Here is a 12,838-nt window from a genome sequence, read left to right as displayed (position 1 = left end):
GGCAGGGGGGCGGATCATGCAAGTTTCCCGCATCGAGCGCGCCGGCGCCGCAAACCGGCTCGTCGGCGCTGGAACCGGCTTGATCCAAGGGCGGCTCGGACATGGCGGACCGCTCGCGCAATGCTGCCCCAGATGGCTGCGCCACGGGAGCTGCGGGGGCCGATCGACCCGGTTGGCCGCTCGCCTTGCCTTGCCGTCGGCTTTGCCTGTATTTGACGAGCCTGCCACTTCGGACGGTCGGCCTTGCCTCGGCCGGTCCCGTCTGCGACCACCGGCGTTTACCGGTATGATGAAGGCTCTGCATGATTAGATTTGGGCTGCTCGGCTGCGGGCGGATTGCCAAACGCCACTCCGATCTGTTGGGCGGCAACCACATCGAAGGTGCGAGCCTCGTTGCGGTCTGCGATCCCATCCGCGCGCGCGCCGATGCCATTGCCGGAAAATTCGGCGTGCCGGCGCATTACGACATGGACGACTTCCTGGCCCGCAAGGACATCGATGCGGTCGCGGTGCTGACGCCGAGCGGCCTGCATCCGGCGCACGTCATTGCCTGCGCCAAGGCCGGCAAGCATGTCGTCGTCGAGAAGCCGATGGCGCTCCGGCTGCAGGATGCCGACGAGATGATCCGTGCCTGCGACGAGGCGGGCGTAAAGATGTTCATCGTCAAGCAGAACCGCTTCAATGTTCCTGTCGTCAAGGCGCGCGAGGCGCTCGACGCTGGCCGTTTCGGCAAGCTGATCCTGGGCACCGTGCGCGTGCGCTGGTGCCGCGACCAGGCCTATTACGACCAGGATTCCTGGCGCGGCACCTGGGCCTATGACGGCGGCGTGCTGACCAACCAGGCGAGCCATCACATCGACATGCTGGAATGGTTCTTCGGCGATGTCGTCAGCGTGCATGCGCGCGGGATGACGGCGCTGGCGAAGATCGAGACCGAGGACACCGCGGTTGCGACGCTGAAGTTTCGCAACGGCGCTCTCGGAATCGTCGAGGCCACCACGGCGGCGCGGCCGACCGATCTCGAGGGATCGCTCTCGGTGCTCGGCGAAAAGGGCACGGTGGAGATCTCCGGCTTCGCGGTCAATCAGATCCGGCACTGGCGCTTCGTCGACGAACTGCCGTCCGACAAGGACGTGGTCGAGAAATTCTCGGTCAATCCGCCCAACGTCTACGGCTTCGGCCACCAGGCCTATTATCACCATGTGGTCGACTGCCTGGAGAACCAGCGCGCCGCGCTTGTCGACGGGCTCGAGGGCCGCAAGAGCCTGGAGCTGATCTCCGCTCTCTATGAATCGATCGAGACCGGCGCGGAGGTGCCGCTGCGCTTTACACCGCGGCTGAGCCGCCTGGGTGTCACCACGTGAACAAGCCGGAGATCCATCAGGCCGCCATTCGCGATGTCGTGTTCGGTGCCAGCGTCAAGGTCGTCGAGCCCTGCAATCTCTATGGCTGCACGATCGGCGACGATTGCTTTGTCGGTCCGTTCACCGAGATCCAGAAGGGCGTGGTGATCGGCGCGCGCACCCGCGTGCAGTCGCATGCGTTCGTCTGCGAACTGGTGACGATCGGTGACGACTGCTTCATCGGCCACGGCGTGATGTTCATCAACGATACGTTTTCGACGGGCGGCCCGGCGCGGGGCCGCAAGGAACTGTGGCGCGAGACGGTGATCGGCAATCGTGTGTCGATCGGTTCGAACGCCACCATCCTGCCGGTGAAGATCGCCGACGACGTCGTGATCGGCGCGGGCTCCGTGGTGACCAAGGACATCACGACATCAGGCACCTATGCCGGCAATCCGGCGCGCCGGCTGTAGACGGGTAGTTGAGGGAATTCGATCGATGGCCGTGCCTTTTGCCGACCTGCATCTGCAGCATCAGACCGTCAAGCGCGAGATCGATGCCGCCATTGCGGGCGTGATCGCCGACAGCGCCTTTATTCGCGGCAGCTATGTCGATGCCTTCGAACGGGAGTTCGCCGAAGCCGCCGAGGTGAAGCATTGCGTGTCCTGTGCCAACGGGACCGACGCGCTCTATCTCGCCATGAAGGCGCTGAAGGTGAAGCCGGGCGACGAGGTGATCACGACGGCGCATTCGTGGATTTCAACGGCGGCGATGATTACCCATGCCGGGGCTTCGGTCGTGTTTTGCGACACCGAGGCCGCGACCTTCACGATCGACCCGGCGGCAATCGAAGCCGCGATAACCCCGCGCACGGTTGGCATCATTCCCGTTCATCTCTACGGCCAGCCGGCCGACATGGACGCGATCATGGCGATCGCGGCGAAGCATGGATTGTGGGTGATCGAGGATTGCGCCCAGGCGCATCTGGCGCGCTACAACGGGCAGATGGTGGGTACGTTCGGCGCGGCCGCGACCTATTCGTTCTATCCGGGCAAGAATCTCGGTGCGATGGGCGATGCCGGTGCGGTGGTCACCAATGACGGCGCACTCGCCGAGCACATGACGATGCTGGCGCGCCATGGCGGGCTCGTGAAGCATCAGCACCAGATCGAGGGCGTCAACAGCCGGCTCGATGGCCTGCAGGCGGCCATCCTGTCGGCGAAGCTGCCGCATCTGGCGGCCTGGACCGAGGCACGGCAGGCTGCCGCGAAGGTCTACGACGCAGGGCTCGGCCAGATCGAGGATGTCATCGTGCCCGCGGTCGCGCCCCGGCGCAGCCACGTCTACCATCTCTATACGATCCGCCATCCGCGCCGTGACGCGTTGGCCGCCCATCTCAAGGCCAATGGTGTGCAGACCGCGATCAACTATCCCGTTGCGCTGCCGTTTCTGGCCGCCTATCAGCGGCTCGGCTACCGCACCGAGCAGTTTCCGAACGCGTACCGCGACCAGACGCAGATCTTGTCGCTGCCGATGTTTGCCGAAATCACGCGTCCGCAGCTGGACGAGGTGATCGACCTCGTCCGGAAGTTCTAGCGCTCGTCCGCAATCACCTTGCCGTCGTTCGGCAGTGCGCCGGGGCCAAGCAGTTCGACCGCGCCGCCGAGCTTCGTCACCGCCCGCAATGTGCCCGCGATCTCCTCGCGCAGCGTCTCGCTGGCGGCGGCGGTTTCCGCCCTCAGCGTCATCGCGTCGGCTTCGCCCTGGCGCGTGACGACGAGACGGAGGCGCCCGAGCGCGGGATGACGCTTGCCGATTTCGGCGACCTGCTCGGGACGGACGAACATGCCCTTGACCTTGGTGGTCTGGTCGGCGCGGCCCATCCAGCCCTTGATCCGCATGTTGGTGCGGCCGCAGGGGCTGGTGCCGGGCAGGGCGGCGGTGAGATCGCCGAGCGCAAGCCGGATCCAGGGATGATGGGGATCGAGCGAGGTGACGACGATCTCGCCGACATCGCCCGGCGCCACGGGATCGCCGGTGCCGGGCCTGACGATCTCCATGATCAGGTCCTCGTTGACGACCATGCCGTCACGGGCCTCGGTCTCGAACGCGATCAGGCCGAGATCGGCGGTGCCGAAGGCCTGGTAGGCGTCGATGCCGCGCGCCTTGATCTCGGCCTGGAGCGAGGGCGGGAAGGCCGCGCCCGAGACCAGCGCGCGCTTGATCGAGGAGACGTCGCGGGCCGAGCTTGCCGCCGCATCGAGCAGGATCTTCAAAAAGTCCGGCGTGCCGCTGTAGCCGACCGGCCGGTAGGCCTCGATCAGCTCGAATTGCTGCTCGGCATTCCCAGGACCTGCGGGGATCACCGCGCAGCCGAGCGCGCGCGCCGAGGAGTCGAAGATGAAACCGCCGGGCGTGAGATGGTAGCTGAAGGTGTTGAGCACGATGTCGCCCTCGCGGAACCCGGCCGCGAACAGCGCCCGCGCGCCGCGCCACGGATCGGCCTGGCGTCCCTCCGGCTCGAAGATCGGCCCGGGGGAGGTGAAAAGGCGCGCGAACGAGCCCGGGGCCGCCGTCACGAAGCCGCCGAACGGCGCGGAGGCCTTGTGCAGGGCCGGCAGTTCCGACTTGCGCAGCACCGGCAGTTGCGCCAGCGCCGCGCGCGTGGTCACGGCGCCCGGATCCACACCTTTGAGCCGCTCGGCGTAGGCCGGCGCCGCAATCGCGCTGCGCAGCACACCCGGCAGGCGCGAAAACAGCTCGGCCTCGCGCGCAGCTTGCTCGCGCGTCTCGAGGGCGTCGTAATGGGCGGTCATGGCTGATCTTTCCGGGTTGGCATCCGTTGCACGCCGCCGCTGGCATGGGTATCAGACGGCCATTGTCGGGACGTGGAGAGAGCGAGATGGCGGAGGAACCGGTCATGGCGGCGGAGGAGACGGCCGAGGTCGTCGCGCGCCTGAAACGCCGCATGATCGACGACGCGATGCCGCTGTGGTCGACCGTCGGCTGGGACGACGCCGCGGGCGGCTTCATCGACCGGCTGCACCGCGACGGCACGGCGGATGCCGCCGCGCCACGGCGCGTGTTCGTGCAGGCGCGCCAGATCTGGTGCTACGCCAAGGCGGCGCAGATGGGCTGGTACCCGGAAGGCCGCGCCATCGCGCTGAAGGGGCTGGAGCATCTCTTGGCGAAGGCGAAATCGCCGGACGGCAAGCCCGGCTATGTGCACCGGCTGACGCCGGAGGGCGCGGTGCTGGACGGAAGGCGCGATGCCTACGACCACGCCTTTATCCTGTTTGCGCTCGCGACGGTCTACGGGCTCGACAAGGACGCGCAGGTGCGCGCCGAGATCGACGCGCTGCTCGGCTTCCTCGACGGCCATTTGCGCTCGCCGCATGGCGGCGTCCACGAGGGCCTGCCGGTCTCGCTGCCGCGCCGGCAGAACCCGCATATGCATTTGTTCGAGGCGATGATCGCCTGCTTCGACGCGACCCACGATCTGTCGTTCCAGAACCGCGCCGGCGAGTTCTTCGCGCTGTTCCTGGCCAATCTCTACGACAAGCAGAAGCACGTCCTGTCCGAATATTTCGAGGAGGACTGGTCCAAGATCGAGCCGGTCAGCGTCGAGCCGGGCCATCAGGCGGAATGGGTCTGGCTGCTGAAGGGCTTTGAACGCATCACGGGTTGTCCGACCGGCCAGCGGCGCAGCGAACTGCTGGCGACCGCGCTGCGCTATTGCGACGAGGCGACCGGCTGCCTGATCGACGAGGGCGATGCGAGCGGTAACATTCGCCGCAGCACGCGCCGGCTGTGGCCGCAGACGGAGATCGCAAAGGCGTGGATCGCGCAGGCCGAGTCCGGCGAGGCGGGCGCGGCGGACAAGGCGCGTGCGGCGCTGGTGCGCCTCGAACGGAATTATCTCAGCCATCCCGTCAAGGGCGGCTGGTACGACCAGTTCGATCGCGACGGTAAATCGCTGGTCGACACTATTCCTGCGTCGTCGTTCTATCATGTTCTCTGCGCAGTCACGGAAGCGGAGCTGGTGCTCGAGTAAGGCTTTTTTGTTTTGACGCGTTTTCTTCACGCGAACCGGTTCCCGCTTCGCTCGAAAACGCTTTGTCAGAGCCACCGCTTGCGTCGCTTGAAGCTCTTGAGGTTCTTGAAACTCTTGCGCTGGTCGCCGGCGCCGCCGAGGTAGAACTCCTTGACGTCCTCGTTGTCGCGCAAGTCGTCGGCGGTGCCGTCGAGCACGACCTTGCCCTGCTCCATGATGTAGCCGTGGCTTGCCACCGACAGAGCGGCACGGGCGTTCTGCTCGACCAGCAGGATGGTGACGCCGAGATCGCGGTTGATCTTCTGGATGATGGAGAACACCTCCTTCACCAGCAGCGGCGACAGGCCCATCGACGGCTCGTCCATCAGGATCATCTTCGGGCGCGCCATCAGCGCGCGGCCGATCGCGAGCATCTGCTGCTCGCCGCCGGAGAGATAGCCGGCAAGGCCGGTGCGCTCCTTCAGGCGCGGGAAATAGTTGAAGACCATGTCGAGGTCCGCATCGACCTCGCGGTCCCTGCGGGTGAAGGCGCCGAGCTTGAGGTTCTCCAGCGACGTCATGTCGGCGACGATGCGGCGGCCCTCCATGACCTGGAAGATGCCGCGGCGGACGATCTTGTCGGGATCGATGCCGTTGATGCGCTCGCCCTCGAACAGGATCTCGCCGCGCGTGACCTCGCCGTCCTCGGTCTTCAGAAGTCCCGAGATCGCCTTCAGCGTGGTCGACTTGCCGGCGCCGTTCGCACCCAGCAGCGCCACGATCGCCCCCTTGGGCACGTCGAGGCTGAGGCCGCGCAGCACCAGGATGACGTCGTCATAGACGACCTCGATGTTGCGCACGGCGAGCAGGGGTGGTGCGGGCACGACGCTTGGCGAGGAGCGGGATGCTTCGATGATTTCGGTCATTGGGTATGCCGCCAAATCTACTGCTTTCGTCATGCCCGGGCTCGTCCCGGGCATCCACGTTCTTCGTGCCGAGCGGTCAGGGGTGGATGGCCGGGACATCTGTGCGAAGACGCGCTTCGCGCTTTTGCCCGGCCATGACGCCTGAAGTTGTGGCTACCAGCCCAGCAGTTCTGCCTTGCGCGGCAGCTCGACGGTCTTGACCTTCTCGAGCTTGATCGTGCCCTTGGCCATGAGGTCGTTGAGGTCGCCGTCGGTCGCGCCCGACACCTTGGTGCGGTAGAGGTCGACCTTCAGCGTGCCGCGGTGGTCCTTGTCGGTCCAGGTCGAGGGATTGCAGACGCCCTCCATGCCGGCCGGCACCCAGTCCTTCTTCTGGTAGAAGCCCTTGGCGACGTTCTCGCCGGTGGCGCCGCCGTTCTTGGCGGCCCAGTCGAGTGCCTCCTTCATGTACAGCGCCGAGCAGACTGCCGCGATGTAGTGCACGGGGCGATAGACCTTGCCGCTGGGGTCGGAGATCTTGGAGATCTCCATCACGGTCTTCATGCCGGGCGCATCGCCGCCCCAGCTCACCGCGGTGCGCAGCGGGAAGATCACGCCATTGGCGGCATCGCCTGCGGTCTTGGCGGCGTTCTCGTCCATGCCCCAGACGTTGCCGAGGAACTGGATCTCGACGCCGGCGGTCTTGCAGGCCTTCATCACCGAGATGTTTGAGGCCGCAGTGTTGCCGAGATAGGCGTAGTTGGCGCCCGAGGACTTCAGGCTGAGGCACTGCGCGCTGTAGTCACCCGGCGTGAGTGCGAACACCAGCGGCGGCAGCACTTCGAAGCCGAGCTCCTGCGCCATGGCCTCGCCGGCGGCCTTCGGCGCGTTCGGGTAGGGATGGTTGGCACCCATGTGGACGAATTTCGGCTTGCCGGACTTGCCCTTGGCCTTCCAGTCCTCGGCCGCCCAGATCAGCATCGCGCGCAGCGAGTCCGAATAGCTCGGGCCGTAGAAGAAATTGTAAGGCGCAGGCTTGGCCTTGCCGCTGACGCCTTCGGGATCGGTCAGCGCAGCGGCGTAGGAGCCGGAGAGATCGGGGATCTTGTCCTGGGCGAGGAAGCCGGTCAGTGCTTCGGTATCGGCCGTGCCCCAGCCCATGATCGCCGCGACCTTGCCGTCCGGCGCCGACCACTTCTTGTACAGCGCGATCGCGCGCGGCACCTGGTAGCCGTAGTCGTTGGTGTCGACGTTGAGCTGCTTGCCGCCGACGCCGCCGTTCTTGTTGACCCACGCAAAGGTGTCGGCGACGGCCTGGCCGTAGGGGGTGCCGACGTCGGAGGTGCCGCCGGAATAATCGGCGAGATGACCGATCGCGATCTGCGCCTGTGCACCCGCCGAGAATGCGGCGATCACGAAAGCGAGCGATGCGGTGCTCAAAAGGGACTTCATCGTCATGGGTCGGTTCCTCCTGTTTATTGTTTAAGTGAGATTGCCGCGCTCAGTGCGAGAACGGATAGAGTTTCCAGTACGCCTTGATCTGCCGCCAGCGATGCGCGAGCCCGTCGGGCTCGAACATCAGGAACGCGATGATGATCACCCCGATCGCGATCTCGCGCAGGAAGGTGATGTTGGTGTTGAGCGACAAAGCCTTATCGACCGCGCCGCCCTTCAGATAGTGGCTGATGAACTCCATTCCCTCGGGCAGCAGCACCACGAAGGCGGTGCCCATCAGCGTGCCCATGATCGAGCCGGTGCCGCCGATGATGATCATGGCCAGGAACAGGATCGATCGCTCGATCCCGAAACCTTCCTGGGAGACCACGAGCTGGTAGTGCGCGTAGAGCGCACCGGCGATTCCGGCGAAGAACGCGGCGAGGCCGAACGACAGCGTGCGGTATTTGGTGAGGTTGATGCCCATGATCTCTGCGGAGAGATAATGGTCGCGGATCGCCACCAGCGCGCGGCCGTCGCGCGTGCGCATCAGATTGGTGACCAGGATGAAGCTCGCCAGCACATAGGCCAGCACGACGTAGAAATATTGTTTGTCGCCGCGCAGCGTGTAGCCGAAGATCGAGAACGGGTTCGCGCTCGCCGGCACCGATCCGCCGGAGAACCATTCGGCGCGGGAGAAGAAGTCGAGCAGGATATATTGCGCGGCCAGCGTCGCGATGACGAGATAGAGGCCCTTCAGCCGCGCGGCCGGGATGCCGAAGATCAGTCCGACCAGCGCGGTCACGAGCCCTGCGAGCGGGATCGCGAAGAATACGGGGATCGGCGCGTTGTTGGAGATGTAGGCCGAGGTGAAGGCGCCGAGCAGGAAGAAGGCGGCGTGCCCGATCGAGATCTGGCCGGTGAAGCCGACCAGAATGTTCAGCCCGAGCGCGGCAATCGAGAAGATGCCGATCTGGATCAGGATGCTGAGCCAGTAGCCGCTGAAGAATTGCGGTGCGAGGCACAGCAGCGCAACGCCTGCGATCGCGAAGTTGCGGCTGGTGGTGGTCGGGAAGATCGTGGTGTCGGCCGCATAGGAGGTGCGGAAATCACCAGCGGGGATGAGGGCAGGGCCGGCCATGGGTCAGATCCGCTCGATGTCGTGGGTGCCGAACAGGCCGTAGGGCTTGATCATCAGCACGATGATGAGGACGTAGAACGGCGCGATCTCGTAGAGATTGCCCCAGTGTAGATATTCGCTGTCGACATATTGGGCGACGTTCTCGAGCAGCCCGATGATGATGCCGCCGAGCACGGCGCCGCCGACGGAATCGAGCCCGCCGAGGATCGCGGCCGGGAACACCTTGATGCCGTAGGCGGCAAGGCCCGAGGAGACGCCGTTGACGACGGCGACGACGACACCCGCGACCGCCGACACCGTCGCCGAGATCGCCCAGGCCATCGCGAACACGCTCTTGACGGAAATGCCCAGCGACTGCGCCACCTGCTGGTTGAACGCGGTGGCGCGCATCGCGAGGCCGTATTTGGAGGCACGGAAGAACCAGGCCATGCCGACCATCATCGCGACCGAGACGACGAGGCTCATCACGTAGACGGTCTGGATCTGAAGGCCGAACAGGCCCACCGACTGGCTCTCGAACACGCGCGGGAACGGCTGCGGATTGACGCCGAACATCCATTTCAGCGTGGCCTGGAGCACGGTGGAGAGGCCGATCGTCACCATGATGACCGAAATAATGGGCTCGCCGATCATCGGCCTGAGGATCAGGACCTGGACCGCGATGCCGAACACGAACATGAACACCAGGGTCATCGGCATGCCGATCCAGAACGGCACCTGGTATTTGGCGAGCAGCGCCCAGCACACCCAGGCGCCGACCAGCAGCAGTTCACCTTGTGCGAAATTGACGACCTGTGTCGCCTTGTAGATCAGCACGAACGACATCGCGACCACGCCATAGAGCGTGCCGACCACGAGGCCGTTGACCAGGAGCTGGATGAGGAAGGCGGTGTTCATGTTATTGACCCAGCTCGTCATTGCCGGGCTTGACCCGGCAATCCATCGATGCGGAAAGAAGCTTGTTCGGAAGGGGATGGATGCGCGGGTCGAGCCCGCGCATGACGACCATTTGTGTCACTCCGCGGCCTCCGCCATGTGCCCGTGCCCGCCGAGATCGACCACGCGCAGCGTCGTTCGCACGCGCTGCGTGGTGCCGTCCTGGAAGCGGATCACGGTGTCGACGGGGATGTCGGCATCGCCGCGGTAGATGGCGTCGATGATCCCTTCGTACTTCTCGTTGATGACGCCGCGCCGCACCTTTCGCGTGCGGGTGAGCTCGCCGTCGTCGGCATCGAGCTCCTTGTAGAGCAAGAGGAAGCGTGAGATCCGCTGGGCCGGCGGCAGCGTGGCGTTGACGGTCTCGACCTCCTTCTGCAGCAGCTTGTAGACCTCCGGCCGCGAGGCGAGATCGCTGTAGGTGGTGAAGGAGAGGCGGTTCTTCTCCGCCCATTTCGAGATGATGGAGTAGCGGATGCAGATCATCGCCGCGAGCGCGTCGCGTCCGGCCCCCAGCACCACCGCCTCCGCAATGTAAGGCGAGAATTTCAGCTTGTTCTCGATGAATTGCGGCGAGAAGCGCTCGCCGCGCGAGGTCTCGGCGAGGTCCTTGATGCGGTCGATGACGACGAGCTGCTGGTTGGCGTTGAAATAGCCGGCATCGCCCGACAGCATCCAGCCGTCCTTGATGTCGGCAACGCTCGCTTCGGGGTTCTTGTAGTACCCCAGGAACATATTGGGATGTCGGACCACGATCTCGCCGACGCCGTGGACGTCGGCATTGTCGATTCGGATCTCGACGCTGTCGGCCATCGGCACGCCGGTCGTGTCAGGGTCGACCTTGCCTTCGGGATGCAGCGTGTAGGCCCCCAGCAACTCGGTCTGGCCGTAGAGCGTGCGCAGCGGCACGCCCATGGCCTGGAAGAACTTGAAGGTGTCGGGGCCGAGCGCGGCGCCGCCGGTGGCGGCCGAGCGCAGGCGGGTGAAGCCGAGGCGGTCGCGCAGCGCACGGAACAGGATGGTGTCGGCAAAGCCGGAGCGCTTGCCCTGGTCGAGCGCGGCGAGGCCCGATTTCATGCCGATGTCGAACAGGCGCTGCTTGAAGGGCGTTGCGTCCATCACCTTGGCGCGGACGTCGGCGGCGATGGACTCCCAGACCCGCGGGGCAAAGAGCACGAAGGTCGGCGCGATCTCGCGCAGATCGTTCATCATCGTGTCCGGCTCTTCGACGAAGTTGATCTTCATCCGGCAGAGCAGGCCTTTGCCCAGCACATAGACCTGTTCCATGATCCACGGCAGAGGCAGCACCGAGACGTATTCGTCCTCAGGCCCCTTGGGATCGAAGGCGAGATAGGTCGCGCAATGGCCGAGCACGCGGCCGGCGGCGAGCATCGCCAGTTTCGGATGCGAGGTGGTGCCCGACGTGGTGCAGAGGATCGCGACGTCCTCGCCCTTGGTCGCATCGACCAGCTTGTTGTAGAGGTCCGGTTCGCGCGTCGCGCGGGCACGGCCGAGTTCGGCAAATTTCTCCGCCGACATCAGGCGCGGGTCGTCGTATTTCCGCATGCCGCGCGGGTCGGAATAGACGATGTGCTTCAGCTTCGGCACGCGCTCGGCCAGCGCCAGCAGCTTGTCGACCTGTTCTTCGTCCTCGGCAAAGACGAGCTGCGCCTCGCCATAGGTAAGAAGGTAGGCGGCTTCTTCATCGAGCACGTCGCGATAGAGCCCGAGGCTGAGGCCACCGATCGCATGCGTCGCCACTTCCGCCGCAACCCAGTCCGGCCGGTTGTCGCCGATGATGCCGATGACATCGTTGCGTCCGAGGCCGAGCTCGATCAGGCCGAGCGCGAAGTCGCGCACGCGCGTCTGATAGTCGTTCCAGGTGAAGATGCGCCAGAGCCCGAGATCCTTCTCGCGCAGCGCGATCTCGTTGCCGTGCTCTTTCGCGTTCAGCCGCAGCATCTTGGGATAGGTGTCGGCCTGCGCGACGCGGCCCGCATAATCCATCATGCCGCGCTCTCCTGCGCCGGCGGAGCATCGTCGGGGTCAACCAGCACCTCGTCCTCTTCGCCGAGATAAGCGCGCCTGACGTGGGGATCGGCGAGCACCGCGCCCGGATCGCCCTCGGCGATCTTGCGGCCGAAATCCAGCACCATGACGCGGTGGGAGATGTCCATCACCACGCCCATGTCATGCTCGATCATCACCACCGTCATCCCGAACTCCTCGTTGAGGTCGACGATGTAGCGGGCCATGTCCTCCTTCTCCTCGAAGTTCATGCCGGCCATCGGCTCGTCGAGGAGGATGAGGCGGGGCTCCAGCGCCATGGCGCGGGCGAGCTCGACACGCTTGCGCAGCCCGTAGGAGAGGGTGCCTGCGGTCGCCTTGCGCACCGACTGCAGGTCGAGGAAGTCGATGATCTCCTCGACCTTGCGGCGGTGCGCGAGCTCTTCCTTGCGCGCGCCGGTGAGCCAGTACAGCGATCCCGTGAGGAAGTTGTTCTTCAGGAGGTGATGGCGGCCGACCATGATGTTGTCGAGCACGCTCATGTGGTGGAACAGCGCCAGATTCTGGAAGGTGCGGCCGATGCCGAGCGAGGCGCGGGCGTTCGGCGTCAGGCCGGTGATGTCGCGGTCGCCGTAGAACAGCTGGCCTTCGGTCGGTTTGTAGCGACCGGAAATACAGTTCACGATCGAGGTCTTGCCGGCGCCGTTGGGGCCGATGATCGAGAACAGCTCGCCCTCCTTGATGGCGAAGCTGACATCGGTCAGCGCACGGACGCCGCCGAATCGCAGGGACACGCCGCGCACTTCGAGACTGGTAGCCACCAAACAAATCCCTCCCGGTGATGGCGCATTCTGCGGCGCTCTTCGTCCGTTCTTCGCGGGTGATCCTAGTACGGCCGTGCCGGACAGACCATGCAGCAGATGGTCCCGACCGGACCCGCGCCACTTTCGTTCCCGTTTGGGATCAAAAGCCGCATCACCCGAGGTGGCTCTCAATAAGGGAAAGCGCTATTTTGAAATGTCTCCGGCCTGACAATTCT

At 65.1% G+C, this 12,838-nt stretch carries 12 protein-coding genes; 4 read left to right on the top strand and 8 right to left on the bottom strand.

Annotation, left to right across the window (positions count from 1 at the left end):
• The first annotated feature begins 302 nt into the window (after positions 1 to 302).
• The 3 genes from JQ617_RS09560 to JQ617_RS09550 are packed head-to-tail and all read left to right on the top strand — an operon-like array spanning position 303 to position 2,939.
• Positions 303 to 1,364, top strand: coding sequence for a Gfo/Idh/MocA family protein (locus JQ617_RS09560; RefSeq protein WP_212026105.1), 1,062 nt, complete (start codon positions 303 to 305; stop codon positions 1,362 to 1,364).
• The gene (locus JQ617_RS09555) at positions 1,361 to 1,816 is read left to right on the top strand and encodes an acyltransferase (protein ID WP_212026104.1); all 456 of its coding nucleotides are present in this window, start codon (positions 1,361 to 1,363) and stop codon (positions 1,814 to 1,816) included. The genes JQ617_RS09560 and JQ617_RS09555 overlap by 4 nt, the downstream gene beginning before the upstream one ends.
• Before the next feature lie 25 nt (positions 1,817 to 1,841).
• Positions 1,842 to 2,939 (top strand): DegT/DnrJ/EryC1/StrS family aminotransferase, encoded by a 1,098-nt coding sequence (locus JQ617_RS09550; RefSeq protein WP_212026103.1) that lies wholly within the window; start codon positions 1,842 to 1,844, stop codon positions 2,937 to 2,939.
• Here JQ617_RS09550 and JQ617_RS09545 read toward each other — a convergent pair.
• A complete protein-coding gene (locus JQ617_RS09545; RefSeq protein WP_212026102.1) occupies positions 2,936 to 4,159 on the bottom strand; it encodes a phenylacetate--CoA ligase family protein in 1,224 nt (407 codons plus the stop codon). The two genes, JQ617_RS09550 and JQ617_RS09545, sit on opposite strands and share 4 nt — an antisense overlap.
• An 86-nt stretch (positions 4,160 to 4,245) precedes the next feature.
• On the opposite strand from JQ617_RS09545, the gene JQ617_RS09540 reads away from it, so the two are divergent.
• Positions 4,246 to 5,397: an AGE family epimerase/isomerase gene (locus JQ617_RS09540; RefSeq protein ID WP_212026101.1), complete on the top strand. Its 1,152-nt coding sequence runs from the start codon at positions 4,246 to 4,248 to the stop codon at positions 5,395 to 5,397.
• Positions 5,398 to 5,462: 65 nt separating this feature from the next.
• On the opposite strand, the gene JQ617_RS09535 is transcribed toward JQ617_RS09540, so the two are convergent.
• The 7 genes from JQ617_RS09535 to JQ617_RS09505 form a co-directional block, all read right to left on the bottom strand.
• Positions 5,463 to 6,302: an ABC transporter ATP-binding protein gene (locus tag JQ617_RS09535; protein ID WP_212026100.1), complete on the bottom strand. Its 840-nt coding sequence runs from the start codon at positions 6,300 to 6,302 to the stop codon at positions 5,463 to 5,465.
• 153 nt (positions 6,303 to 6,455) lie between these two features.
• Positions 6,456 to 7,739, bottom strand: coding sequence for an ABC transporter substrate-binding protein (locus JQ617_RS09530; RefSeq protein ID WP_212026099.1), 1,284 nt, complete (start codon positions 7,737 to 7,739; stop codon positions 6,456 to 6,458).
• A 43-nt stretch (positions 7,740 to 7,782) separates the two neighbouring features.
• Complete coding sequence (locus JQ617_RS09525; RefSeq protein ID WP_212026098.1) at positions 7,783 to 8,856, bottom strand: branched-chain amino acid ABC transporter permease; 1,074 nt, start codon at positions 8,854 to 8,856, stop codon at positions 7,783 to 7,785.
• Positions 8,857 to 8,859: 3 nt separating this feature from the next.
• Positions 8,860 to 9,753: a branched-chain amino acid ABC transporter permease gene (locus tag JQ617_RS09520; RefSeq protein ID WP_063688070.1), complete on the bottom strand. Its 894-nt coding sequence runs from the start codon at positions 9,751 to 9,753 to the stop codon at positions 8,860 to 8,862.
• 1 nt (position 9,754) lies between these two features.
• The gene (locus tag JQ617_RS09515) at positions 9,755 to 9,865 is read right to left on the bottom strand and encodes an ABC transporter (protein WP_212026097.1); all 111 of its coding nucleotides are present in this window, start codon (positions 9,863 to 9,865) and stop codon (positions 9,755 to 9,757) included.
• A gap of 5 nt (positions 9,866 to 9,870) precedes the next feature.
• Entirely contained in the window at positions 9,871 to 11,802 is a 1,932-nt protein-coding gene (locus JQ617_RS09510) for a long-chain fatty acid--CoA ligase (RefSeq protein WP_212026096.1), read from the bottom strand.
• Complete coding sequence (locus tag JQ617_RS09505; protein WP_063690633.1) at positions 11,799 to 12,620, bottom strand: ABC transporter ATP-binding protein; 822 nt, start codon at positions 12,618 to 12,620, stop codon at positions 11,799 to 11,801. Before JQ617_RS09505 ends, JQ617_RS09510 begins: the two co-directional genes overlap by 4 nt.
• Positions 12,621 to 12,838: the final 218 nt, after the last annotated feature.

Origin of the sequence: Bradyrhizobium sp. KB893862 SZCCT0404 (assembly GCF_018130885.1) — a bacterium.
Taxonomy (GTDB): domain Bacteria; phylum Pseudomonadota; class Alphaproteobacteria; order Rhizobiales; family Xanthobacteraceae; genus Bradyrhizobium; species Bradyrhizobium stylosanthis.
Note: the sequence above shows the minus strand (reverse complement) of the source record. Positions and strands in the feature narration are given on the sequence as shown.

Coding starts and splice junctions, on each gene's coding strand:
- JQ617_RS09515 (WP_212026097.1), bottom strand. CDS start 9,865: ATGGTCGTCATGCGCGGGCTCGACCCGCGCATCCATCCCCTTCCGAAC.
- JQ617_RS09510 (WP_212026096.1), bottom strand. CDS start 11,802: ATGATGGATTATGCGGGCCGCGTCGCGCAGGCCGACACCTATCCCAAG.
- JQ617_RS09530 (WP_212026099.1), bottom strand. CDS start 7,739: ATGACGATGAAGTCCCTTTTGAGCACCGCATCGCTCGCTTTCGTGATC.
- JQ617_RS09540 (WP_212026101.1), top strand. CDS start 4,246: ATGGCGGAGGAACCGGTCATGGCGGCGGAGGAGACGGCCGAGGTCGTC.
- JQ617_RS09550 (WP_212026103.1), top strand. CDS start 1,842: ATGGCCGTGCCTTTTGCCGACCTGCATCTGCAGCATCAGACCGTCAAG.
- JQ617_RS09520 (WP_063688070.1), bottom strand. CDS start 9,753: ATGAACACCGCCTTCCTCATCCAGCTCCTGGTCAACGGCCTCGTGGTC.
- JQ617_RS09560 (WP_212026105.1), top strand. CDS start 303: ATGATTAGATTTGGGCTGCTCGGCTGCGGGCGGATTGCCAAACGCCAC.
- JQ617_RS09525 (WP_212026098.1), bottom strand. CDS start 8,856: ATGGCCGGCCCTGCCCTCATCCCCGCTGGTGATTTCCGCACCTCCTAT.
- JQ617_RS09545 (WP_212026102.1), bottom strand. CDS start 4,159: ATGACCGCCCATTACGACGCCCTCGAGACGCGCGAGCAAGCTGCGCGC.
- JQ617_RS09535 (WP_212026100.1), bottom strand. CDS start 6,302: ATGACCGAAATCATCGAAGCATCCCGCTCCTCGCCAAGCGTCGTGCCC.